Raw genomic sequence first — 23,695 nt, 5'->3', positions numbered from 1 at the left:
CTGCCATCTTTTGATGACAGATTTTTTTATTTATTTTTTCAAGTGATAACTATACGTGGCCACAATAATATTTTCCCGCCAAGCTAAACGAATCCGCAAGCGTAAACTTGTTTGGTTATGCAAAATATTTTGCCAACGTTTATTCGGTACAAATTGTGGTACTAAAACAGTTGTACTGTAATTATGCTTCGTTGCATTTTTACTAACCAAATCAACATAACGTAAGATAGGGTTTTGCAGTGAACGATACGAAGAATGGACAATTGATAGACGAACATCTGGGAAGTGTTTTTTAAACTCTTCCTGAATTTCTTTTTCCTTCTCAACATTTTCATCCATTGAGACATGCATGGCAACGACATAATCGCCAATGGACCGCGCATAATTTAAGGCGCCGACATTGGCTTTGGTTACGTTCCCCACTAAAACAATGACTGTATTCCCATCAAACTCATGCAACTGTGCCCCATCTTCTAAACGCAGCTGTTCCGCTACGTTTTTATAGTGAGTATTGACCCGATAAAATGCGTAAATCAACACCGGCATAATAATAAAGAACGGCCAAATGTCCCCTAATCGATAAATAAATAAAATGGCGATAATCGCGAAAGAGATAAAGGCGCCAACAATATTAGCAATTGATTTTGGCAACCAATTTTTAGTTTCTTTTCGCCATTTGACAACCATCCCCGATTGAGACAATGCAAACGGGATAAACACACCAATCGAATACAATGGAATTAAACGTTCTGTTGAACCTTGGAAAATCAATAATAAAACAATGGAACCAGCAGCTAAAGTTAATATACCATTTGAATACCCTAAACGATCACCACGATCCATATACATATGCGGCATAAACTTATCTTTGGCTAAGTTATAAGCCAAAACGGGAAAGGCTGAGAATCCTGTATTAGCGGCAACTGCCAAAATTAAGGCTGTCGCAAACTGTAGTAAGTAATATAAAATATTTTGACCAAAGACCGCTTTCCCAATTTGTGAAAGAACTGTCACTTCTTCTTTTGGCACAACCCCATACCAATAGTTAATAAACGTAATCCCCACGAAGAAGAACCCTAAAATCGTTGCCATTAACGCTAACGTCCCGGCAGCATTTTTTGCTCGTGGTTTTTTAAAGAATGGCACTGCATTACTGATGGCTTCAACCCCTGTTAAGGAAGAAGAACCAGATGAAAAAGCCCGTAAAACCAAGGCAATAGAAATTCCTGGAACCACGGCTCCTGGTATAGCTGTCGCATTCAACGGCTGTGCGCCAGTCACAATTTTAAATAGCCCAACAACAATCAGTAAGGTAATAATTGCGATAAAACTATACACTGGCAACATTAAGAACGAAGCAGATTCTCTCAGGCCTCTCAAGTTCATTAAGGTAATCAATATCACAATCCCAATAGAAATTGCTACTTGGTGACCATACAGCGCCGGAATTGCCGATATAATCGCCTCTGCGCCCGCTGAAACTGAAACGGCTACTGTTAGCATATAATCGACTAACAACGAACCACCAGCCAATAAACCTGCATTTCTGCCGAGGTTTTCACTACTAACAACGTATGCGCCGCCGCCATGCGGATAAGCATGAATAATTTGTCGGTACGACAATGTTAAAGAAATAAGTAAAATAATAACAAATGCAGCAATTGGCAATGAATACCAAATCGCAGCCGCCGACAAAGTAACCAGAACCACCACTATTTGTTCTGTACCATACGCAATGGATGAAAGTGCATCAGAAGATAACAACGCAAGCGCTGCAAATCTGCTTAATTTATGTTCATCATTTTCGGCTGATTTCAATGGTTTCCCAATGAACAGTCGTTTTAAATCTGCCATTTTTTTCGACTCCTTTTCTTTAGAGTGACCCGCTCACTTTTTTCATTATTTTTATCAAACAAATCCATATGCTACGCTTCTCACAATGAAAAGTCAATTGATTTTTGTTACTGAAAAAGATAAAAAAATCACCATCTTTTTTTAATCAGACACTCATTTACAGTCCCCCGCTTCCTTTATCTTATCAAGAGACTCCAGATAACAAAAGGATTTGCATTCTCTAATCAAAAAAATGAGCGCGGGCCAAAAATCACTTTGGATTTTTGCTCTACGCTCAAAAACTGATAAACGACGGGAACAGAAGCAACACTACGCTTTGCTTCGACCTCAACAACTTCTAAGGTGTTTTCTCGACATGCGTCTCGTCACAGTACAGCCTACAAAAGAGCTACAGCTCTAAGAGTTGCGGTGTTTCACTGTGAAGCATGAACAGATGAAATCATCGTACCTACTTGGTGAAGGTCCTTCGAAACTTACAAGGATAAAACTGTGACGAGCCTTTGGCGAGAAAACAATAAGCCGAAATTGACTTTCTCACACAAGTGTTCGGCGTATCTTAATCCTTCCAAGTGTTGAGAATCACAGAAAACTTGGAAAGTGCTCCTGCGGTTACTCGTCGCAGTTCAATCCTTACAAGTGCTCCTACGGTTACTCGTCGCAGTTCAATCCTTACAAGTGCTCCTGCGGTTACTCGTCGCAATTTGTCCTTTGAAAGTGAAGAACAATACCTACCTGGTCTCCAAAAATTATAGAACACCGGGTCCTTCAACTCTAGCATGTTCCATGCGTAGAAATTGATGCGAACGAAACGGAGTGTAGTGGTATCATGCAACATCAACTCGTACCTCGTTGTGTTTTATGACAATTTTCGGAAATTCCTTCGTATTGGCTTTCTTATGTGAGCATTCGTCATAGTTTAGCCTTTTTAAGTGCTGAGAAACACTATTTGCAAAGCAAATAGATGACATCTGCGATTACTCGATGTATTTGAGCCTTTGGGAGTGTTGAACGGTACCTACGTGGTTCTCGGAGTTAAACACTTCTGTTCCGACCTCTTTGAAAACTTAGTTAATTATTCCCTTTTATTGTAACAAGTACGTATGATCGAAGGTAATTTCCACTTTATAACGACCAATTTTTTCATAAACTTGCCGCTGAATTTCCACACCCAGTTCAAATTCAGATAATTTTGATTCTGTAGGCAAAACCAAGTCGAACAAAATCTTCGGTTCTTCACCATGGGTAACTAAACGGATATCATGGACTTTTAAAGACGCATCAAAAGAACGAATAATCTTTTTGATGGTTTGATGAACAAATTGTTGTGTTGGGTCATACAAATTCACTGGATCAATATGACAAACAAGATTAACATCCAACTCTTCTTTAAACTTCGCTTCAATCGCATCGATTGTCTGATGGGCTTTATTTAAATCCCAGCGATCATCAATTTCAATGTGAACAGACGCAAAAGTTTGGCTGGGACCATAATTATGAATCAGTAAATCGTGATACCCCACAATTGTTTCTATTTTTGATAAGACATTTTTCATTTCATCAATCTCCGTTTGGCTTGGACGCATGCCCATCAACTCATTAATAAATTCACGAATTAACTGCAACCCACTATAAATAATATATGCGGCAATTAAAAAACCAATATATCCATCAATTCGCAAACCAGTAACGCCTTCAATGAATGCAGAAACCAAAACAGCTAATGTAGTATAAACATCATTAAAGCTATCCTTAGCAGAAGCAACTAATGCTTGAGAATCAATTTTTGCTGATACTTTTTTGTAAAACAACCCTTGCCAAATTTTAATCCCAATTGATAAAGCTAAAACAGCAAATAAAATGGGGGTCACCTTGATTAATTCTGGATGCAGGATGCGCTCCACGGAGGTCGTTAGAAACTCAAACCCAATAAACGTAATCACTAATGATACAAGCATTCCACTAATATATTCAAAACGTTCATGGCCATAGGGATGTTCTTTATCCGCTGGCTTACCAGCAATATAAAAACCAACTACTGTTAAAACAGAAGAAATAGTATCGGACAAGCTATTAATGGCATCTGCCATGATTGAAACACTACCTGAAAGCAAGCCAATCATAAATTTACTAACGAATAAAAATAAATTAGAAACAAGCCCAATCCGACCGGCAAAAGCACCGAATGCTGTTCGTTTGTCCAATTTACGACGTTCAATTTTTTTCTCATATCGTTGAAGCAATGCTTGAATCATTTTACAACCCCTACCCACTTTTTATTTCTTAAAAAAATACTATAAAACCTTTTTATGTATTTGTACACAAAAAACCTCACTTTCTGAGGGAGATTTTATTATTTAGCATTGCCAAAAAGTCAAAAGCAAGAGCCCCAAAAACTTCTTTGTTAGGGTTGCCTTGAAAATAAAGAAAAACAAAAAGCCGAAAACGCTAGAGACGTTTTCAGCTTTTTATTTTCTTAATGGAATAAATGGCTCTTTTGTGCTAAAGCCGCAAATTTTTTCGATCTGTGTTCCAAATGTGGATAAAGAATTGCGCCGCCAATACTAAAGACGACTGAAATCCCCACCATAATCCAAATTGCAAACCAAGCATTTGGCCAGTATATGCCCCCTGCTGATTCCCTTAGCAAGTTTACGGCATGCGTAAACGGCAAGAACGGATTAATCATTTGGAAGAATTTACCTGAAACTTGAATTGGGTAGTTCCCACCCCCACCAGAGATGGATAGCACCAAGATTATTATCGCAATTCCTTTCCCTACATTGCCAAAGAGAGCAACGAGCACATAAACCATTATCATAAACGTAATGGCAATCAATACAGCAAACCAAACACTATACGCTGGATTACGAACATCTACGCCTAACGCAAAGTAATTACCTAAGGTTACAATCAGCGCTTGACCAATCCCCATGACAATGAAGGTAAACATCCGTGCTGAAAATTGTTCCCGTTTAGAGAAGCGTTTTTTATCTTTACCTTCAAGATAAACATCTGTTGTCGCAACACTTGAGAATAACACAGCACCAACCCATAAACACAAAGCTGTATAGAATGGCGTACTTGCCGAACCATTATTTGCAATCGGATAAACAGCATGTTCTTTGACTTCGACTGGTTGTGTAAAGAAGTCACTTTCTTTATTGGCATCTAATTTTAGTAATTTAAGAATTTCGCCTAAGTCAACTTCTTTTTCACCTTTACGGATTGCATTCGCTGCTTTGTGTAACCCTGTTTTGATATTTGGCCAATCATTAATAATTAGCTCGTTGGCTTTGTCTAAGGCCGCTTCAACATCTGGCATTTTCTCATTGACTGTTTTCAAGGTATTCGTTAAATCTTTTCGGATACCAGGATAGTCATTTTGCATAAAGGCTGCCGCTTGGCTGACTTTGTCTTGAATAACCGGTAATTCGTTTTTATACAAATCAGCGCCACGATTAATGCCATTGACAATTGTTTCCATATTGCCATTCAACATCGTATTCGCATCATGAATTTCTTGTTTAATTGCTGGCATTTCAGCTTGATATTTTTCTAATAAAGAAATCGCATTAGTGACCGTTTGACTTGTTGAACTCAATAACCCTTCAAAGTCAATTTGTTGTGCTTTGTTTAGTTGTCCTTGAGCGTTTTGGATGGTAGCAATTAATTTGTCTAAAATCGTTTTTACTGTGTTTTCAATCGCATTAGGGTTAATACTATTGACGGTTGCTTCTACTTGTTGAGCTTCTGCTTGAATAGCATTTAAATCTGCATCAGTTACCGCATTCACATCAATGTTATCAACATCAGTTTTTAATCTAACTACAATACCATCAATCGTATTCAATCTATTTATCGTATCTTGCAAGGCTGTGTTACCTGTGGCTTCTTGTATTTGCGTAAACAATTGAATCAGCTGTTGAATATTTTCATGTTGTTTTCCTAAGCTTTCAGACAGTTGTTGCTTAATTGCTTCTCTTTCTTCAACTGGTAAACGATGATTTTTTAAATCTTCTAGTGCTGTATTTACACCAGCGCTAATTGTTCCAATTGCTTTTAAAATCGTCCCCACACTTTGAGTAATTCCAGGTAAAGCCTCTTGCAATTTATTGGCGCCATCTAATGTGACATTCCCTAAATCATTGGCCTGATCACCTAATTTACGAATATCTGGTAACGCCGTTTGGACTTGTTGAATGATTTCTAATCCTTGTTTTGCTTCTTGGATTCCTTCGCTCATTGTTTTTTCCACAGAGGCAAAATCTTCATCAATCATGGCAATTTGTCGGCCAGCATTTTGAATTTCTGGAATCTTTTCTTGTAAGGTCAAAATAACACTGGCTTGTTCTTTGATGGTTGGCATTTTGCCATTTAGCTCAACAATCTTCTCTCCTAAAGCATCAACTTCAGGTAAATATTTCATCGCATCGTTGGCTTTCGCTAATTTTTCTTTTAGCTCAGGCATCTTACCATGTAAGTCTGTGACTTGTTTCGCGTACGTGTCAATGGTTCCAATGTTGGCATCTGTATCTAAAATCATGCTCTTAACTTTTTGAATGCTGACCATATTTTTATCAATATCATAGCCAATATCATTGAATGTTTTGATTAATGTACTACTTGCCGTTTTAATGAATTCTCCCGAAATTTGTGACTGAATGGAAGAAGCGCCTTTTGACGTAATTTTTGGTGCAATTGCATTAATTTTTTCATTGATTGAGTATTCAATTTTAGGTTTATTGATATCTCCAGAAGTAAAACTTAGCAAATCTTTGGAAAAATCTTTAGGTAAATAAATCCCGGCAAAATATTTTCCTGATTGGACCCCTTTGTCTAATTCCTTTTTCGAATCAACAAAACGCCAACCTAACTGCTTGTTTTTCTTCAAGTTTTTCAAGACTTCATCACCAATATTGACTGATTTATCTTGAAAGGTTGCTGTTTGATCATCACTATAAACCGCTATTGGTAGCTCTCCGGTATTTGAATACGGATCCCATAGTGCTTTAATGTTAAACCATGCATATAATGATGGAATAATCATCAAGGCAACAATCAAAAATGTTGCCACTGGGTTTTTAAAAATTCTTTTCCAATCTAAAATAAATAGTTCCCATGTATTTTTTATATGTTTCATAAAATCACCTGCTTTTTTTTGTGCCTGAATAACTTTAGCATAAAATACAAGAGAATAACAAACAAAAGCTTGAATGTTACGACACATTTTTAAAATGTCGCAAGTTCAAGCTAAGATTGTTTATTTCATGTTTTTAGAAAATTCCGAAACGACTTGTTTAACTTCATCAATGGCTTCTGGTTTTAAATAAGCCAAAAGTTTTGGTGCTTTTGTCATCAAGTACATTTTATCTAATTTGCCTGTTTGTTGGCGTTCAAACATTTCTGCAAGTAGCGCTTGCATCTTTTCTTTTTTATCTTCTTTTGTTCGATCTAGTATGAACGTTAAGAATTGTTCTTGTCCTTCTTTCATTCCTATCCCTCCTTACAAACAGATTCTTCTCTATTATAAAACTTCTTTTTTAGAAAGGATAGTCCTTTTTTAGGATCTACGATTTTGTGTACAGACTTAGCATGTCTTTTTTGGCAGATAAAGGTAAACCGAGTCCCTCTTTTAAATAGCCCTCTACCGAACCAAATTCTTTTTCAATCGCTTGTAAAGCGGTCGCTAAGTACTCTTTTTTCACATAAAGCAGCGTTTCTAATTGTTGAATTTCTGCTGAAGAGGTTCCGTTTGCTTGGTATTGTGCAATAATTTGCTCGTTAGCAGCTTTTCTTTGCTCATTCGTCTTTAAATAATCTTCTAAAATATAAGAATGTTCCACACCTAAAGCACTTAATATCAAGGCTGCGCCGATTCCTGTTCGATCTTTTCCTGCGAAACAATGAAATAAAATAGCTTCCTGTGGATAACTTAAAAAGTTTTCAAAAAATGTTTGGTAACCTTTGCGCCCCGAATTGGAAAGAACCATTTCTTTATAAGCCATGTCCATTGCTTCATCGGGTGAACCAACCGTTTTAAGCATTCCTTCTAATGAAGCAGTCTGCGCCTGAATATCGGCCAAAATATCTATATGTAGATAGTTGGTTCCTTGAATTGAATCATCTGGTCGTTCTTGCGTTTCCGCTGCACTTCTAAAATCATAGATTCGTTTAATTTGATAGTCCTCTACCAGTTTCTGTTGATCCGCTTGTGCAACATTGACGAGTTCACCACTCCGAAAAAAATGCCCTGTCTTGACAACTGTGCCTTGTTGCGTTGGAAATCCTCCAATATCTCTAAAGTTCACCACGCTGTTCATGTTCTATCGCTCCTTCATTTTAATTATTTTGTTATCATTTAAATACTTTGTTTTTTCTTTTTATTTCTTTTTCTCAATGATAATAAAAAACACTTCAAAAAACAATCTTTTTATCAGTTGTTTATTGCCATTTTATCATAGATGCAGTATTCTTAAAAGAGAGGTGAGTAACGATGCTAAAACGAGATTTTTTAGAAAAGCCTTATGATTATATGAATGATATTTTATTGTTCCTATATAATAATAAAGGTCAAGCGACACGAAATGAATTAGTAGATTTTTTCAATATTAGTTTACCAACATTGAATGAGTATCTTTCTTTTTTAGAGCAATTTTTGAAAGAAGAGCAACTTCAAGAAAACCTCACCTTAACTGTATTAGGTGACACTCTATATCTAAATAAAGCGCCTACCTTTTCCATGAAAGCAATGATCATGTTGTTCTTAGATAAATCGATTAAGTTTCACATGGTTCAGCAACTCTTTCATAAAAATAAAATAAATGGCGGGTATTTTCAACAGAATTATGCCATTAGCTCTGCTACCTATTATCGAAAAATTGTTGAATTGAATGACTTACTCAATGAGTTTAATTTACGTATCAAACGAGGAAAACTTATCGGCGAAGAAAAACAAATTCGCTTTTTCTTTTTTAATTTTTTCTGGTTTATCTTTGAAGAAAAAACAGATTTAGAAAAAGAACTGGCCAATCAATACCTAGGATTAATCGAGATATTACAAGAAATCCCCAGAATTACCTTTGACCATACAGAAATTCTCCAAATTAAACTTTGGATGAAAATTTCTTTTCGTCGCATGGTTTTAGAACCCCTGCCAACGATTAGTCCACATGATGTCCAACTCGATCGACCTTTATTTGAAGAAATTAATTTATCTATACATACATATATGAAAAGAATCGACCGTCCATATACAATCAATGAAGCCTATATGTTTTATGACTTTTTTTGTTCCATGCATAACTATTCTGCGAATGCTGCTTTCGCCTTTCGTTTAGCAAAACAACAACGAATTGAAAAAACGTATCTTAACGAAATGAACCGGGTCATTTTAACGTACCTTAAAGCACGTGGTTATTTATCCCATTACGTGCTGCCTATTCGGCTACTTTATATTGAAAATTTACTTTTCCAATTACATGCGCAACTCTATTATTTTTCAGGATTTATTTTACCCTTTGATTATTGGACAATTCAGTCACTTTTGAAAGTCTTACGTCATCCTTTTAGCGAAAGTGAAGTTTACGAATTAGTGGAGATCGCTACAACGAACTTTGCCACAAAAGTCACTGCTTCTAAGTACCAAAATCAATTTACTGAAATTAATTATACACTTATTTTGAATCACATTGCTGAATTAAATGAAAAAAAAATAACGATTGGTGTTTATCACTCACTGAGCAGTGCTTATAGCGAGTTGGTAGCACAAAAAATACAACAGAGTATCGCTGGAAAATATCCGCTGAAAATTGAGCCTTACAACGCAGAAAACCATTATGATTTGCTTTTAATGAATACCAATAATGAACAGCTCGTTGCCCAGTATGACCATTACTATATTTTTTCAGATATTAGTAATCGTTACGACCTACAATCAATTGAAAAAATCATTCAATTGTTATTGGGCAAATAATCTCTAATAAAAAAAGCTTAAGTGCCCTACTCTCAGATGGCTGACTTAAGCTTTTTATTTTACTTTCCCTATTTCCTTAAACGGCGCCATTTTAAATACCACGATTCCTTCAATCGCTTGTATCTCGACAAAGCCGAACGTACGACTATCACTTGAATGCGTACGATTGTCCCCTAAGACAAAGTAATGACCAGCTGGAATCTTCTGAAACAGGCGAAGTTGGGCTGCCGCTTCTTCTGATAAGTCAAAACGACTGGCATTCTCAGGTAATGCCTCATTATCACTTGCTATAGGTTCTTCCGAAAGATAAAGTTTTGTCTCGTTTACCCAAATTCGATCACCAGGAACCCCGATAATTCGCTTGACGTACGTACCTGTGCTAGCCAACGGTGCTTTAAATGCAATCACATCGTACCTTGTTACTTGCTTCGTCCGTTGTACTAAGACTCGTTCCCCTGCGTTAAGTGTCGGCTTCATGGATTGCCCAGCAATTGGGTAGCTAGATGTCTTTAACACAAAAAAGAACACAAAAATGGCGAAAAGAATAGCTGGCATAAAAAATTTAACGACTTGGATGCGTTGTTTCTTTTGGTAGGCTTGCCGCTTTTTTTTAATCTCTTCAGCAGTCATTTTTCTTTGTGGTCCTCTTATTGATTGATGGTTATCTGTTTGCTCAAGTAAATATTCCGTTGCTTTGTTAGTCTTTTGCTTTTTTAGCTGATATGTCGCAGGCAACTTTTGCTTCAAGAAGGCGCGCTTAATGTGGCGAATTGTTCGCATAACTGGCTTTATCCATTCTTCCATCGTTTTCTTAAAAGGAAAAGCTTCTTAAATAAACTTTTCCTTTCTTGCTCCTTTTTTCTATTTGACTAATTGCGTTCCTTTTTTTATATAACTACTACGTAACTGGTTCTCCTTCATAAACTGATTCAGTGGTTTCTGCGCATCTTGTGCCAGCTCCCAGATACTTTGATTTGCTTGTACAAGATATTCGCTCTTCTCTGTTACTATGTTTTTCCTGATAAGCGGTTGCCTTAGCGACTGCTCTTTCTTTGAGACAACAGCAGCCTGTAATCGTTCTGCAGAGCCACTTAGTGTAACAGCTAAAAAAAGGACCCCAAGACAATGTAGTTTCCTTGCTCCCGTTAACTTTTTACTGACCATTTTATTAATAGTTATCTTGTTCAAGACGTGTCAGTTTCGTTAAGCGTTCCTCTAATTCGCGATAAATCTCAAGTACTTCTACTTTTGACGCTTCGACTTCATTCGAAATACTTTTCGCTCGATTACCAATATTTAACATTTCTAATTCTGCAGAATTGATTAGGTGTTTTGCTTCTACTTTCGCTTCATTAACAATCCGATTGGCTTCTTTTTTGGCAGAAACCATCACTTCGCCAATTTCTTGTTGCGATTTTAAAGCCTCTTCTTGTAATTGCTGATTTTTCATTAATAAATCGTTAATTTGCTGTTTTGCGCGTAGCAGTTCTGTTAACTGCTCACTACTCGGTTCAATATTTTTTGAAACGGCTTGTAGTGTCTTCAATTCTTTTTGAACTTGTTCTAAACTGTCTTCTTTGGCCTCTACTTCTTTTCTTAGAGCAGCTAATTCCCCTTCGTAAACTTGCTTTTCAGCAAGATGTTTGTCATTGACACCTTGTAGTCGACCTAGTTTTACTTCTGCTTCATTTTTTTGCTGTAAACTATTTTGAAGCTCATTCTTTAACTCCTCCATGCGTTGTTTCACAATCACTTCTTGTTGGGCAGCCTCTTGTAAGGTTCGTTTTTCGGCTTCTACTTTTTGTAATTGTACAGTTAGTTTTTCAATTTGTTCCTGCAATGCTTGTTGAGTCGTTGTGCTTTCTTCTAATTCTGTCGTTAACGTTTCTACTTGCTTTTCCATTCCTGTAATATCTCCTTTTTTCTCCAACTTTCCTTTTTCTTCTGCTAACTGGTTGTGTAATGTCTGGATATGTTGTTGCTGTTCAGCCAATTCTTTTTCTAATTCTGCCACTTGCTGCGTTAATTCACTTTCTAAACGTTCCATTTGATTATGTACAGTGGTTAATTGTTTTTCTGCGTTTTGCAGATTTGTTTGAAGAGTGGTAGCCTCTGTCGTGGTTTCACTGTTCGTTTCCAGTTGCTCTTCCAATTCAAAAATTTCATGTTCCTTTTGATTTAGTGTTTCAAGTAATGCCTGATTTTTTTCTTCTAATGCTTGTTTTTCCGTTTCTTGTTGGTTCTTTAATTGCTCATTTTCTTCTTGAAGTTTTTTAAAGGCTGTTTCTTTTTTCTGATAGTAGGCGAGCCTTTCTCTTAACGTCGCCATTTCTTTTTCCTGTTGTTCCGGTTTGATTCCGCTAATTATTTTTTCTGGTTCGAATCCTGGCTGAAAAAAGACTTCTTTTTCAAGCGTATCATCCGAAATATCTTTAATTTTTTTGATTAAACGTCTTTTTGTCATCTATATGTCCTTTCTCTCGTCCTTTTAACTAATCACGACAGGCTCCAAATTTGTTTCCAACGTCTCACGAGCATACGTATCAATGGATTTGACAAGGGTTTGCTCTTGATTTCGATAAGTAAAATTAAAATCAATCATGGTAATTTCTTTAACTGAATTCAACGCTGCAATAAGTGCTACAATATTGTCTTGGCCTGTTTGAAATTCATGGTAACTTAAGCCAACTGAAAAAACAGACAGTGTCAAGGTTTGTGTTTTTTCACTTCTAATCATTGTGATACTCGTCTCTCCGAGGTAAGGACGCCATTCACGCGCTAATTGTAATTCATAATTAGTCAAGACAGCGGCCGATTCTGCCGAAACAGCTTGCTTCCAGGGAAACTGATTTAAGGCTGTTTTTTTAATCGCTTGTTTTTTTATTTTGTCACCTTGAGTAGCTTGGCCTTGTGCCAAACGCTCAATCCGTTGTTCCATGCGGATATTTCGTTGATTTAATTGATAATATGTATAAACAATTCCTAACAATAATACGCTAAGTAGACAAACACTAAACAATAAATAAATCATTAAACGACTATTTTTCTGATACTTATAGAAATTTATTTTCCTCTTTAATGTCCGGTCCTCTGAATCCAGTTTTTCGACAAGTAATCGCAAATACAATTGATAGCTTACAAATAAAAATAAGCAACTACTCATTAAAAGTACAACAATCATCATACAAATATAATCTCCTTTATGTCATCACTCGACAATCAAAACTTGTAAAATCACCTGCTACGCTCTTTAAAAACTCTATATAGTATTGATTGTAACATTCCGTTTGAGCCTTGCCAACAACTTTATTTAAAATACTATGATAAAATTTTATATTTTATATTTATATTTTAATTTTTAAAATATAAAACAAAAAAAGAGAGATGCCACTTGGCCATCTCTCTCGCTTTTACTCAAACTATGTTTAGCGAACCAAATTCAATCAGTCGCTTTTTAAAAAATCTAATTAGTCTTTGTTGATTTCATAGTAGCTATCGTTCTTTATGTAGCTGAATTTGCTTTTGCTGGGGCTGAATCGCTACTAAGTCCAACACTGATGCCTAAGGCACGATCAACTTCTTCCATAATATCAAGTCTCAAATGACAAACTTTTTCTTTCAAGCGGCCCTTATCGATTGTTCGAATCTGCTCTAAAAGAATCACTGAATCTTTTTCAATGCCTGTTTCATCAGAATTAATCCCGATATGTGTTGGCAATTTTGGCTTTGCCATTTTGGCTGTAATCGCCGCAACGATAATCGTTGGACTAAAATGATTACCTAAGTTATTTTGGACAACAAGGACAGGTCTGACGCCACCTTGTTCCGAGCCCACTACTGGGGAAAGGTCTGCAAAATAAATATCTCCGCGTTTGACCATAGTGGAACCTCCTATCTAGTTATATTCTCTGGGGATTCTTTGTGAGAAAGTACATGCAACTTCATAATGAATGGTTTCTAATTTTTCGGCTACCATTTGTAACGTATTTTCTTCATTGCCATCTTTTCCAACTAATGTAACGACTGAGCCGACAGGAACTTCTTCTGCTAAACGAATCATACATTGATCCATACACACTCGTCCAACGATTTCGCAACGCTTGCCATTCACGAGCACTGTAAATCCTTGGAGATGACGCAACCAGCCATCTGCATAACCGATTGGCACTGTCCCAATCCACTCTTCGGATTCAGTCACGTAGGTTTCGCCATAGCCAATTCCTTCGCCAGCCGCTAAGCGTTTTACATGGATGAGTTCACTGGTCAACCGCAAGGCCGGCTTTAACGCATAGCTTGGGGCCAGCTTATTACCTGAAGGGTTCAAACCATACATGGCTACACCATAGCGAATCATGTTTCCTGACACATCAGGATGCCATAACGCTGTCGCACTATTGCTAACATGGACATACCGAGGTAACTCTTCTAAAACTGCTAGAACAGCCTTAAAACGCCCTGCTTGTTTTTCAAAATAGCTTGTATCGATTTCATCAGCTGTTGAAAAATGAGTGAAAATCCCTTCCCATAAAAATTCTTTGTGGGATTGAACAAACCGCACTGCTTGCTTAGTATCTTCTGGGGTTAAAAAGCCAATCCGTCCCATGCCAGTATCGACTTTTAAGTGAACACGTAATGGCGTGTTACTCTCAGGCGTTAGTTGTTGAAGAGCAGCTTCTAACCATTCTTGTGTAGCTACCGTTACAGATAAATCATATTGAATCAACAAAGGCACATAAGCTAAGTCTACCACACTCAAAATTAAAATGGGGTCCTGAACACCTGCTTCTCTCAATTCAATTGCTTCATCCAATAAGGCGACACAAAAACCTGTCGCGCCACCTTTTTTCGCCGCTTTGGCGGATTCTACGGCGCCATGCCCATAGCCGTTCGCTTTTACAACCGCAAATAAAGCGGTTCCTTCTGGCAAACGTTGACATTCCTTTTGGACATTTTCAGTAATTGCTTGCGTATCGATATGTAACCGTGTAGGACGATGCCATCCAACGACCATTGTACATCCTTCTTTCTTCTTTGCTTCTGTTATTCGCTTTCTAAAACAATTTGTGCAATCGCCATAGTATCTGTGTGCGTAATCGAGACAAACACTTTACCATTATGGGGCGAGTTTGCTACGTATGGTGCACCTGTTTTTTCAGTCAGCACCTCAATATCTTGTAAACCAACTTTGCCAATCCCAGTGCCCCATGCTTTAGAAAACGCTTCTTTACAAGCAAAGCGACCAGCTAAAAATTCTATTTGACGCTTTGTAGATAACTTTTGAAAAAGAGTCAATTCGTTAGGTGTTAAAACCCGTTGAATAAACGATCCCTGTTTTTCAACAATCGGTTTTATTCGACTTAATTCTACTGCATCAATACCAATTCCTTTTATCATTTTCCGCCTTACTTCCTATTTAATATAGTTACTCCGAATTACCTTTCATTTTAACAAAATTTCAAAATTTTTCCACTGATTCGCTAAAAAAATAAATAATGTTTTACACGATTCTCACACAAATTGAAGTACCATACGTTTTCTTCCTATTTACATTTTTATAAAGTTTTTCTGAATTTTTATAAAAGTAAGACAACAACCGAAGAGTATCAGAAAAAAATCAGGAAACTAAGCGGATGTTCAGATATTTTATAGAAAATTTTGGCTATTTATGGGAGAATAAAAAGAAAAAGGAGAAAAACTTATGACTTTAACTTCTCGGCAAAAAAAGGTACTTTGTTGCGCCCTGTTTATTGTTACTTTGTTGCTTTACATATTTCCAATCTTCTTTAAAAATCCCAGCCTATTTTTTCTCTTGCAACTGGTTTGGATCGTAACCATTCATTTGCTACAACAAAAACTGAAACTCTTCAATCAATCTTCCCCGTTGAAAACTTGGATAATTTTAGCGTTTTTCTTTTTTTATATCATTTTGATGCCTTTTTTACTTTTTTTGAGTTTTTCTATTTAACGATTATCTACCAAAAAAGAGCGAGTGTTCCGTTCATAGACGGAACACTCGCTCTTTTGATTATTTGGCGTTTTCGCGAATGACGAAACCACGTTTTTTATCGTTATGACGTTTACCGCCACGTTGATCTTTATTTTTACGGTCGCTATTTTTGTAATTACGGTCGCCATCTTTATGGTTTTTGTTGCCACGATAGCTACCACCTTTACCATTGCCACCACGGTTACGATTACGGTTGTTCCCACCGCCACCACCACGGCCATTTTTGTTAAAGCCTTTTTTATTTGAAGGCAATGGACGTTCTGGGGTAATTTTTACAGGAACCGCATCTGCTGGATCTTTCGCTACTGTTTTTAATAATAACGCAGCTAAGTCTGTCGCTGAATATTTTTCTAATAACGCTTCAGCAGATTCTAGATATTTGTCTAAACCATTTTCTTCTAGATCACTTTCGATGGTTTCAACTGCTGCACTTAATTGTCCTTTAAATGCTTCTTTTTCGGTTGGTGGACGTAATGGTGTCATCCGTTTTTTCGTTAGGTTTTCTATGACATGTAAGTAGCCCATTTCGTTTGGTGTTACAAACGTTACAGACATACCGCCTTTACCAGCACGACCTGTCCGACCAATACGGTGAACATAGCTTTCTGGATCTTGTGGAATATCGTAGTTATAGACATGGGTGACACCTGAAATATCTAACCCACGTGCTGCTACATCTGTTGCCACTAAGATATCTAAGTTACCATTTTTGAATGAACGTAAAACGCTCATCCGTTTTTGTTGTGATAGATCGCCATGGATGCCTTCTGCTTTGTAACCACGCGCTTCTAACCCGCGGGCAAGTTCATCAACACGGCGTTTTGTCCGACCAAAGACAATGGTCAATTCTGGGGTTTGCACGTCTAGTAAACGTGTCATAATGTCAAATTTTTCAAAGTCTTTTGAACGTACATAATATTGATCAATTAAATCAGCCGTCATTTCTTTGGTTTTAATCTTCACATGTTCTGGTTGTTTCATGAATTTCACGCCAATATTCTTGATTGCTGGCGGCATAGTTGCTGAAAATAGAAGTGTTTGACGTTGTTCTGGCACTTGTGAGATGATTTTTTCAATGTCTTCCAAGAAGCCCATGTTTAACATTTCATCTGCTTCGTCTAAAACTAATGTTTCAACAGTTTCTAATTTCAAGGTACGACGGTTAATATGGTCTAGTAAACGTCCTGGTGTACCTACAACAATATGTGGACGATCTTTTAGTCCACGGATTTGGCGACCGATATCAGCCCCGCCGTAAACGGCTTGGACGCGAATCTTTTTATCGCGGCCTAAACGGAATAACTCTTCTTGTGTTTGGATAGCCAACTCACGGGTTGGTGCAATGACTAATCCTTGAATAACGCGGTTGTCTGCGTCAATTTTGTTAAGCATTGGTAAGCCAAAAGCAGCGGTTTTCCCTGTTCCTGTTTGTGCTTGTCCGATTACGTCTTTTCCTGCTAACGCTAACGGAATTGTTTCTGATTGAATAGGGGTTGCTTCCTCGAAGCCTGCGCGTTCTACCGCTGATAATAATTCTGGCGCTAAACCAAGTTCTTTAAATTTCAAATGATATCCTCCTAGATTTTGTTTCGGAAAGAACGATTTCTTCCTAGTTTCAGGTGTCTTCACTTTCAGTTGTTAAAAAGAAATCCATTATAGTGTGCCAACTATTTCTTCTTTCCTGATTTCACCGAAAAATTCACCTTATGGCATTAGAAAAGCCAAACGTGGTCGTTCAGCTTCACATTTATTATTAAACATAGAAATAGATCTATTTTATTTACTACGATTCAATTTTTCTCGTCATCTTCCGGCAATAGGTCATTCTATCATAGAATCCTATTTTCAGCAAGTTTTATGAAACTTATTTACTTTTCCAAAAGTGCATCGATGACTTCACGAAGTCCCATCCCGTTACTTCCCTTTAAAACCACCATATCTTCTGGCTGTAAGACTTTTTTGACAGCTTCAATCAACTCATTTTTTTCTTCTTTTTTAAAAGAATGAATGTTAGCTGGTGCATAGGTTTCTTGCAACTTATCGGCTAAATAAGCCATTTCAGGGCCATATAAAAAGACTTCTTCAATCGCGTCTGGTGCTAAATGCTGTGCCATTGCTTGATGCATGGCAACAGAATCAGGACCTAATTCCAGCATGTCTCCTAAAACAGCAATCCGTTTTCCTACTTTGGACATTTTGCTAAAACTGTCCAGAACAAGACCCATGGCTGTCGGATTAGCATTGTAAACATCACTTAAAATTTCGGCCCCATTCGCTGCTTTCAACCATTCTGTCCGATTCTTTGTTAGCTCCGCTGTTGCCAAACCTTTTTGAATCTCCCTATCCGTTAATTGGAAATACCGACCAATCCCGATTGCGATTAATGCATTGGTGACATTATAGGTTCCTGGCACTGGAATCGTAAACGTCATTTGTGTATCACTGATTTTGAATGAGGTTTGCTCTTTGGCTTCATTTATGACGATTCCTTGAAGTTGACTTTCCTGGCTAAAACCAAAAGTAATCACTTGTTGCGTGACTTTTTCCACCAATGGTTCTAACAAAGGTTCATCGCTTGGCACAAATAAACTACCGTCTTTGGCTAAACCATCTACGATTTCCATTTTTGCTTGTGCAATGCCTGCTCGTGAGCCTAAATTTTCCACATGGGCTTCGCCAATCATTGTGATGGCGGCAACTTCTGGCTGAGCCAGATTGGAAAGGAAAGAAATTTCCTGAGCATGATCCATGCCCATTTCTAAAATCAGTTTTTCTGTTTCATCAGGCATGTGTAAAATAGTATAGGGTAAGCCAATTTGATTATTGTAATTGCCTTGCGTTTTGTAAGTCACAAACTTTTCAGATAACACAGCAGCAATCAAATCTTTAGTGGTGGTTTTTCCATTACTACCAGTCACAGCGATGACATTCGGTTGCATTTTATTTAAATAATAGGTAGCTAATTTTTGCATAGCAACCAGTGGATCAATAACATGCAAAACAGGCAATTGTTGCGGTGCATCGACTAAATCCTGTCCCCAAAAAGCGGCCTGACAGCCATTAGCCATGGCACTCTCAATAAAACGATGACCATCATTTTCACCTTGTAAAGGAACAAAGAGGTCTCCTTTCACAATTTTACGACTATCAAATTCAATGCCTGTTAAAGGAAAATCAGGCCATTGTTGCCAATCATTACTGGCTTCAACCGCTTGCGCTACTTCCCAGAAGGTTAATTTCATTATGTTTTGCTCCTCTGACACAGGGACTGGGACATGCCAAAGTCTTGTCATGTCCCAGTCTTGTGTGATTTTTTCTTCTTAGTTATTATAAAATTCTTGGCGTTGTTTAAAACGATTCAAAGCTAACTGAATCAGTTCCTCAATTAAATCACTGTATTTCAAGCCCATATTTTCCCATAGTAAGGGGTACATACTAAAGTCAGTAAAACCAGGCATGGTATTCAATTCATTCAGGAATAATTCGTTTTTGCTTGTTAAGAAGAAATCACAGCGACTTAAGCCGCTTCCATCTAACATAATATACGCTTTTTTAGCGTATTCTTGCGCTTGAAGGGCTACTTCTTCTGGCACATGCGCAGGGATTTGCATTTCAATCGTGTTGTTGATGTATTTGGCATCATAATCATAGAAAGCGACATCTTTCACCACTTCACCAGGTAAAGTCGTACGGACATCTTCATTTCCTAAAATGGCTACTTCAATTTCACGTGCTTCAATCCCTTGTTCAACAATTGCTCGGGCATCATAACGGAAAGCTTCTTCCAATGCTTCTTGCAATTCTTCACGATTTTCCGCTTTGCTAATTCCGACACTAGAACCCATATTGGCAGGTTTAACAAAGACCGGATAAATTAAAGATCCTTCACATTTTTCAAAGACTTCTTTCGGATTTCCTTTCCAGTCACTTCTTAAAACTGGCACAAATGGTACTTGTGGAATGCCAACAGTTTGTAAAAGATATTTCGTCATGATTTTGTCCATTGCGTTAGCACTAGCTAAGACGCCTGCGCCCACATAAGGCATATTAATGGTTTCCATGAATCCTTGAATTGTTCCATCTTCACCATTTGGCCCGTGTAAAACAGGGAAAACAATCGCTTCTTCTTCATAAATTTCCGAAGGACTGATACGTTTTCCTGAAAATTCGCCTGTTTCTTCAGGTGTTTGTGCCCAAGTTAAATGTAAAACTTCTTTATTTTGTGGTCGTTCAGATAAGAGAGGGCCTTTTACCCATTGACCATCTTTACTAATAAAGACTAACTGTACTTGATAATATTTATAATAGATTGCATTTAAAACGGAATATGCAGACAAAACAGACACATCGTGCTCTTCACTTCTGCCGCCATACAACAAAATAATCTTCAAATGCTTGTCCTCCTAGTTTCTTTCCTGTCTTTTAGAAAAAATTATTTTTCAAATTATCCTTACTTATTTTAGCATAAAACCCAGTTTCATAATAGAAGCAAATTTAGTGAAGGAAAAATTCTTTGCTTGCCTTTTCCTTACTAAAGACTCCGTTCCACCAGCTCAATAAGGGCTTGTTTAAACGTTGTTCTATCTTCGTCTGTAAAAGGTTTAGGTCCTTTCGTTCGGCCACCTTTTCGCCGAATTTGGCCACTAAAATAGCGTTGTTCTAACAATCCATCAATATTTTCTTTCGTATATTGATAACCCAGTTGATGTAAAACCAACACTCCTTTTGGCAAAACCAAGGAAGCTAAGCCATAATCTTGTGTAATTAAAAGATCCCCTTTTTTTATTAACTGCACAATTTTAAAATCGGCAGCATCCGCTCCTTTATCAACATACACAAAAGAGACATTTTCTGGATAATCTTTTAAGGAATAATGATCTACACTAGTAACAATCACCACATCCAAAGCTTTCTCTACAGCGACTTCAATAACCGTCTCTTTCACAGGCGAACCATCGCCATCGACAAAAATTTTCATTCGTTTCCCTCGATTCTTCCTTGCTCTAACCATTTGGGATGACGTTGAAAATAGTGTTGTAATTCATCAAAAACGACTTCTTTGACCACTTCATATAACTCTGTATTTCTTAAAATGGTTTTCGTTGCATCCGTGTAGCGGGGCTTTGGTATCGTAACGGCTAAAACAAAATCAAATTCTGCTAAAAAACTATCTGCTGTCACAGATAATGAGTAATGTTGCTCCTCTAAAAATTGATTAAAGGCGGCTACTACGCCATCAAGAAATCCCTCATAGTGGGTTCCGCCAAGACTGGGATAATGCCCATTAACAAACGTTTTTTGCACTTGCGGCGCATGATTTTTACTCAAAATAAATTGAACAAGGGCCAATTCTGTTTGCTTGGCTTGAATAATCGGTGCGGCTTTTCTAGTTAATGGGTTATCGTTTTCAAATAAATAATTACTTAAACCTTTAGGGTAATAACAAAGATTTTTTTGTTCATCTTCCTGTGTTAAAAGAATCTTTAAGCCTGGATTTAACATGGCAATCTGTTGACAATGTTGTAAAACACGCATATAAGAAAGCGATTCTGCACCAAAAATTTGCGGATCTGGCCAAAATAAGACTTCAATCCGTTCTTGGGTTTCTTCAATAGGTAACAATAATCGTTTTTTCAATTGCCCTTGATGGTAAATAAAAATAGTTCGCTGTTTTTCTTGATCGATACTGATCCCTACTTGTTTTGAGAAGGCTTGTAAAACAGATAAATACAGAAACGGTGGTTCTAAATCGACTTGCTTTTGTTCAAAAACAAGCGGTCGTGCGGAAGATACCTGAAAAGAGATTTGTTGACGCGATAACTTTATAGCAATTTTCCCTTGATTCTTTTCAATGAAAAACTCTAATAAACCATTGATTGTCTGAACAAGTAAATTCTCTAAGCCGACTAAGCCAGTCGTTCCAATGAACGCTTCTGGTCGTTTTTGAATCCGTTCAATAAATTCATCATTTTCTAAAACTGTTAAAAGATGTGCAACACTCATCCTGCTGCCTCCTTTGCAATCTGTTTCTTTTAATTATAATGAAAAAAAGACCAGAAGAAAAGCCACACACGCCTTTTCTTCTGGTTTTCTTCTTTAACGAATTAAATCAATATTCGGATGCTCAAGAACGTGATTCACTTGTTTGACCGTTGTCAAAGGAATATCTCCTTGAATCGTATGTGCAAGGACCCCATTGACTGTGGCAAAGGTAACTGCCTTTTCTAACGACCAATTCTGGCTATAGCCATATAAAATCCCCGCCGCATAAGCATCACCAGCGCCAATTCGATCAAGATTAAGAAGCGGTCTTTTTTCACTCTGTTGGGATTCATTTTGGGTATATAAATAACCACTTAAGTAGTTTTGATTTTGGGAATGACTCCTCGTTGTCCCAGCAAACCATTCCAAATTGTATTGAGACATGAAGCGCTGAATCAGTTCTGTTTCTTGTGCTTCACCTTCTAAATCTTCTCGCGGAATGAAACCTAATAGCTCGACCAAATCACGACGACTACCAAAAACAATATCACAATAAGGTAAAATGCGTTCGTACTGTTGACGCATAAAGAGCGCACTATTTGTTGTATTCAAACTAGGTCGATAGTTAAAGTCAAAACAAACTTTCTTTTGACAGACATGAGCCTTTTGAGCAAGCATCAAAGCAGCATCACGAGTTTTTTCAGTTAAACTTAACGAAATACCACAAATATGCACCAGATCTACTTCCGCTAAAAAGGCCTCAAAATCGTAGTCCTTCGCCTCGCTGATGCCAAAAGCACTCTGATGGCGGTTTTGATAAGTTACTTGTGTGGGTCGGATTCCATAACCCATTTCTGCAAAAAAGCTACCAATATGATCGCCCTTTTCCCCTATCCATTGATCTGAAATCCCTAACTTCCTTAGCGCTGCTTTGCCAGCTTCACCAAGACGATTGGCGGGTAATTTCGTAATCAATGCTGTTTCTAGTTGAAAATGAGCCAAATTTGCTAAGAGATTTACGCCAGTCCCTACAAAGTTCATTCTTAACTGCTCTGTTTGTTCTAACATTAGATACTCTGGCGGAGTGAAACGAAGCATGACTTCACCAAACGCAGCAATTTTCATCTTTGCCACCTACTTATTCAATGTGTTTTTCATCATGGTTAGTAACGTTTTCACGTCTTCTGTTCTAGTGTCCCCTGTTTCTTGATCGATAATTGAGCTGTAGACATGAGGAATGATTTTTTTAACGCCGGCATCCACCGCAATTTGAACAATTTCTTCAAAGTTTTCTAAATCAATGCCCCCTGTTGGCTCTAAGTAAAAGTCATACTTGGCACAAGCTGCTGCTACTGCTTGATATTCTTCTTTGTGAGCCAAGCCTTTCATCGGGAAATATTTAATGGAACTGCCCCCCATGTCTTTCAACAATTTGATGGCGGTTTCGATAGGCACTTCCGCCGCTGGCGCACCCGAGCTTAACGGACCTGTCGCAATGTTGACATAGCCAACTTTGCCTGTGGGTGAAACCAAGCCATTGATCACTGTTTCGTCTTGACGAAGTAAGGCCCGCGAAGCGCCGACACCTGTGAAGACTTGGTTCACGTGTTGCGGTTGTAGAACTTCTGATAAGCGAGCCACCATTTGACTTTGATTTGGATCGCCAGCCCCTAAGCCGACAGATAAAGCGTTGTTGGTTGCTGCTTGGTATTTTTTCATATCGTCAATGGCTACTTCATCGGTTTCATAGTTTTTTGAAAGGACGCCTAACACAACATGCCCTTCTGCTGCTTCATAACAGGCTTGGGCATTTTCTACTGAATTGGCTAAGACGTTTAAACAAATGCGTTCTTCTAAATAATTAGGTTTTAATGACATGG

General features: G+C 37.6%; 20 protein-coding genes and 1 pseudogene. 1 reads left to right on the top strand and 20 read right to left on the bottom strand.

Features of this window, described 5'->3' with window-relative positions; translation table 11 throughout:
- Positions 1–30 precede the first annotated feature (30 nt).
- From IGL49_RS02985 to IGL49_RS02960, 6 genes and pseudogenes are all read right to left on the bottom strand, one after another.
- Positions 31–1,854 carry an APC family permease gene (locus IGL49_RS02985; protein ID WP_104854215.1) on the bottom strand — a complete coding sequence of 608 codons (1,824 nt, stop codon included), beginning with the start codon at positions 1,852–1,854 and terminating at the stop codon, positions 31–33.
- A gap of 824 nt (positions 1,855–2,678) precedes the next feature.
- Positions 2,679–2,894 (bottom strand): annotated as a pseudogene (locus IGL49_RS02980) (hypothetical protein).
- A gap of 42 nt (positions 2,895–2,936) precedes the next feature.
- On the bottom strand, positions 2,937–4,106 hold the full coding sequence (locus IGL49_RS02975) for a cation diffusion facilitator family transporter (RefSeq protein WP_104854217.1): 1,170 nt from the start codon (positions 4,104–4,106) through the stop codon (positions 2,937–2,939).
- A 221-nt stretch (positions 4,107–4,327) separates the two neighbouring features.
- Complete coding sequence (locus IGL49_RS02970) at positions 4,328–6,994, bottom strand: YhgE/Pip domain-containing protein (RefSeq protein ID WP_104854243.1); 2,667 nt, start codon at positions 6,992–6,994, stop codon at positions 4,328–4,330.
- 120 nt (positions 6,995–7,114) lie between these two features.
- Complete coding sequence (locus IGL49_RS02965; protein ID WP_002355737.1) at positions 7,115–7,345, bottom strand: hypothetical protein; 231 nt, start codon at positions 7,343–7,345, stop codon at positions 7,115–7,117.
- Positions 7,346–7,421: 76 nt separating this feature from the next.
- Positions 7,422–8,174 (bottom strand): tyrosine-protein phosphatase, encoded by a 753-nt coding sequence (locus tag IGL49_RS02960; RefSeq protein WP_104854218.1) that lies wholly within the window; start codon positions 8,172–8,174, stop codon positions 7,422–7,424.
- Positions 8,175–8,347: 173 nt separating this feature from the next.
- On the opposite strand from IGL49_RS02960, the gene IGL49_RS02955 reads away from it, so the two are divergent.
- A complete protein-coding gene (locus tag IGL49_RS02955; protein ID WP_104854219.1) occupies positions 8,348–9,826 on the top strand; it encodes a helix-turn-helix domain-containing protein in 1,479 nt (492 codons plus the stop codon).
- 54 nt (positions 9,827–9,880) lie between these two features.
- Here IGL49_RS02955 and lepB read toward each other — a convergent pair whose 3' ends face one another.
- From lepB to dagF, 14 genes are all read right to left on the bottom strand, one after another.
- Positions 9,881–10,630 carry a signal peptidase I gene (gene lepB / locus IGL49_RS02950; RefSeq protein WP_164982950.1) on the bottom strand — a complete coding sequence of 250 codons (750 nt, stop codon included), beginning with the start codon at positions 10,628–10,630 and terminating at the stop codon, positions 9,881–9,883.
- A 57-nt stretch (positions 10,631–10,687) separates the two neighbouring features.
- Complete coding sequence (locus tag IGL49_RS02945) at positions 10,688–11,014, bottom strand: hypothetical protein (protein WP_025189176.1); 327 nt, start codon at positions 11,012–11,014, stop codon at positions 10,688–10,690.
- A complete protein-coding gene (locus IGL49_RS02940; protein ID WP_104854220.1) occupies positions 10,995–12,290 on the bottom strand; it encodes a hypothetical protein in 1,296 nt (431 codons plus the stop codon). Before IGL49_RS02940 ends, IGL49_RS02945 begins: the two co-directional genes overlap by 20 nt.
- A 24-nt stretch (positions 12,291–12,314) precedes the next feature.
- A complete protein-coding gene (locus tag IGL49_RS02935; RefSeq protein WP_104854221.1) occupies positions 12,315–13,010 on the bottom strand; it encodes a hypothetical protein in 696 nt (231 codons plus the stop codon).
- A 318-nt stretch (positions 13,011–13,328) separates the two neighbouring features.
- Positions 13,329–13,706, bottom strand: a complete 378-nt coding sequence (locus tag IGL49_RS02930) for a type II toxin-antitoxin system PemK/MazF family toxin (protein WP_002355729.1) — start codon at positions 13,704–13,706, stop codon at positions 13,329–13,331.
- 15 nt (positions 13,707–13,721) lie between these two features.
- On the bottom strand, positions 13,722–14,837 hold the full coding sequence (gene alr / locus IGL49_RS02925) for an alanine racemase (protein ID WP_104854222.1): 1,116 nt from the start codon (positions 14,835–14,837) through the stop codon (positions 13,722–13,724).
- Positions 14,838–14,866: 29 nt separating this feature from the next.
- Complete coding sequence (gene acpS, locus IGL49_RS02920) at positions 14,867–15,220, bottom strand: holo-ACP synthase (protein WP_104854223.1); 354 nt, start codon at positions 15,218–15,220, stop codon at positions 14,867–14,869.
- A gap of 631 nt (positions 15,221–15,851) precedes the next feature.
- Positions 15,852–17,399 carry a degradosome RNA helicase CshA gene (gene cshA, locus IGL49_RS02915; protein WP_164982949.1) on the bottom strand — a complete coding sequence of 516 codons (1,548 nt, stop codon included), beginning with the start codon at positions 17,397–17,399 and terminating at the stop codon, positions 15,852–15,854.
- 302 nt (positions 17,400–17,701) lie between these two features.
- Complete coding sequence (locus IGL49_RS02910; protein ID WP_104854226.1) at positions 17,702–19,075, bottom strand: UDP-N-acetylmuramoyl-tripeptide--D-alanyl-D-alanine ligase; 1,374 nt, start codon at positions 19,073–19,075, stop codon at positions 17,702–17,704.
- Between the two features lie 78 nt (positions 19,076–19,153).
- Positions 19,154–20,224, bottom strand: a complete 1,071-nt coding sequence (locus IGL49_RS02905) for a D-alanine--D-alanine ligase (RefSeq protein ID WP_104854227.1) — start codon at positions 20,222–20,224, stop codon at positions 19,154–19,156.
- A 140-nt stretch (positions 20,225–20,364) separates the two neighbouring features.
- On the bottom strand, positions 20,365–20,811 hold the full coding sequence (locus IGL49_RS02900; protein WP_104854228.1) for a YaiI/YqxD family protein: 447 nt from the start codon (positions 20,809–20,811) through the stop codon (positions 20,365–20,367).
- Positions 20,808–21,836 (bottom strand): DNA topoisomerase II, encoded by a 1,029-nt coding sequence (locus IGL49_RS02895; RefSeq protein WP_104854229.1) that lies wholly within the window; start codon positions 21,834–21,836, stop codon positions 20,808–20,810. Before IGL49_RS02895 ends, IGL49_RS02900 begins: the two co-directional genes overlap by 4 nt.
- 93 nt (positions 21,837–21,929) lie before the next feature.
- Positions 21,930–22,940: a sugar kinase gene (locus IGL49_RS02890; RefSeq protein WP_104854230.1), complete on the bottom strand. Its 1,011-nt coding sequence runs from the start codon at positions 22,938–22,940 to the stop codon at positions 21,930–21,932.
- A 9-nt stretch (positions 22,941–22,949) separates the two neighbouring features.
- Positions 22,950–23,693 carry a 2-dehydro-3-deoxy-phosphogluconate aldolase gene (dagF, locus tag IGL49_RS02885; RefSeq protein ID WP_104854231.1) on the bottom strand — a complete coding sequence of 248 codons (744 nt, stop codon included), beginning with the start codon at positions 23,691–23,693 and terminating at the stop codon, positions 22,950–22,952.
- Positions 23,694–23,695 lie beyond the last annotated feature (2 nt).

The organism is Enterococcus sp. DIV1337a, from assembly GCF_051712285.1.
GTDB lineage: Bacteria > Bacillota > Bacilli > Lactobacillales > Enterococcaceae > Enterococcus > Enterococcus faecalis.
The sequence above is the reverse complement of the archived record's forward strand: the minus strand, read 5'-3'. Positions and strand labels throughout refer to the sequence as shown.

Excerpts from the sequence above, each read along its gene's own strand:
- IGL49_RS02985 (WP_104854215.1), bottom strand. The coding sequence starts at position 1,854 with ATGGCAGATTTAAAACGACTGTTCATTGGGAAACCATTGAAATCAGCC.
- IGL49_RS02975 (WP_104854217.1), bottom strand. The coding sequence starts at position 4,106 with ATGATTCAAGCATTGCTTCAACGATATGAGAAAAAAATTGAACGTCGT.
- IGL49_RS02970 (WP_104854243.1), bottom strand. The coding sequence starts at position 6,994 with ATGAAACATATAAAAAATACATGGGAACTATTTATTTTAGATTGGAAA.
- IGL49_RS02965 (WP_002355737.1), bottom strand. The coding sequence starts at position 7,345 with ATGAAAGAAGGACAAGAACAATTCTTAACGTTCATACTAGATCGAACA.
- IGL49_RS02960 (WP_104854218.1), bottom strand. The coding sequence starts at position 8,174 with ATGAACAGCGTGGTGAACTTTAGAGATATTGGAGGATTTCCAACGCAA.
- IGL49_RS02955 (WP_104854219.1), top strand. The coding sequence starts at position 8,348 with ATGCTAAAACGAGATTTTTTAGAAAAGCCTTATGATTATATGAATGAT.
- lepB (WP_164982950.1), bottom strand. The coding sequence starts at position 10,630 with ATGGAAGAATGGATAAAGCCAGTTATGCGAACAATTCGCCACATTAAG.
- IGL49_RS02940 (WP_104854220.1), bottom strand. The coding sequence starts at position 12,290 with ATGACAAAAAGACGTTTAATCAAAAAAATTAAAGATATTTCGGATGAT.
- IGL49_RS02935 (WP_104854221.1), bottom strand. The coding sequence starts at position 13,010 with ATGATGATTGTTGTACTTTTAATGAGTAGTTGCTTATTTTTATTTGTA.
- IGL49_RS02930 (WP_002355729.1), bottom strand. The coding sequence starts at position 13,706 with ATGGTCAAACGCGGAGATATTTATTTTGCAGACCTTTCCCCAGTAGTG.
- alr (WP_104854222.1), bottom strand. The coding sequence starts at position 14,837 with ATGGTCGTTGGATGGCATCGTCCTACACGGTTACATATCGATACGCAA.
- acpS (WP_104854223.1), bottom strand. The coding sequence starts at position 15,220 with ATGATAAAAGGAATTGGTATTGATGCAGTAGAATTAAGTCGAATAAAA.
- IGL49_RS02910 (WP_104854226.1), bottom strand. The coding sequence starts at position 19,075 with ATGAAATTAACCTTCTGGGAAGTAGCGCAAGCGGTTGAAGCCAGTAAT.
- IGL49_RS02900 (WP_104854228.1), bottom strand. The coding sequence starts at position 20,811 with ATGAAAATTTTTGTCGATGGCGATGGTTCGCCTGTGAAAGAGACGGTT.
- IGL49_RS02895 (WP_104854229.1), bottom strand. The coding sequence starts at position 21,836 with ATGAGTGTTGCACATCTTTTAACAGTTTTAGAAAATGATGAATTTATT.
- IGL49_RS02890 (WP_104854230.1), bottom strand. The coding sequence starts at position 22,940 with ATGAAAATTGCTGCGTTTGGTGAAGTCATGCTTCGTTTCACTCCGCCA.
- dagF (WP_104854231.1), bottom strand. The coding sequence starts at position 23,693 with ATGTCATTAAAACCTAATTATTTAGAAGAACGCATTTGTTTAAACGTC.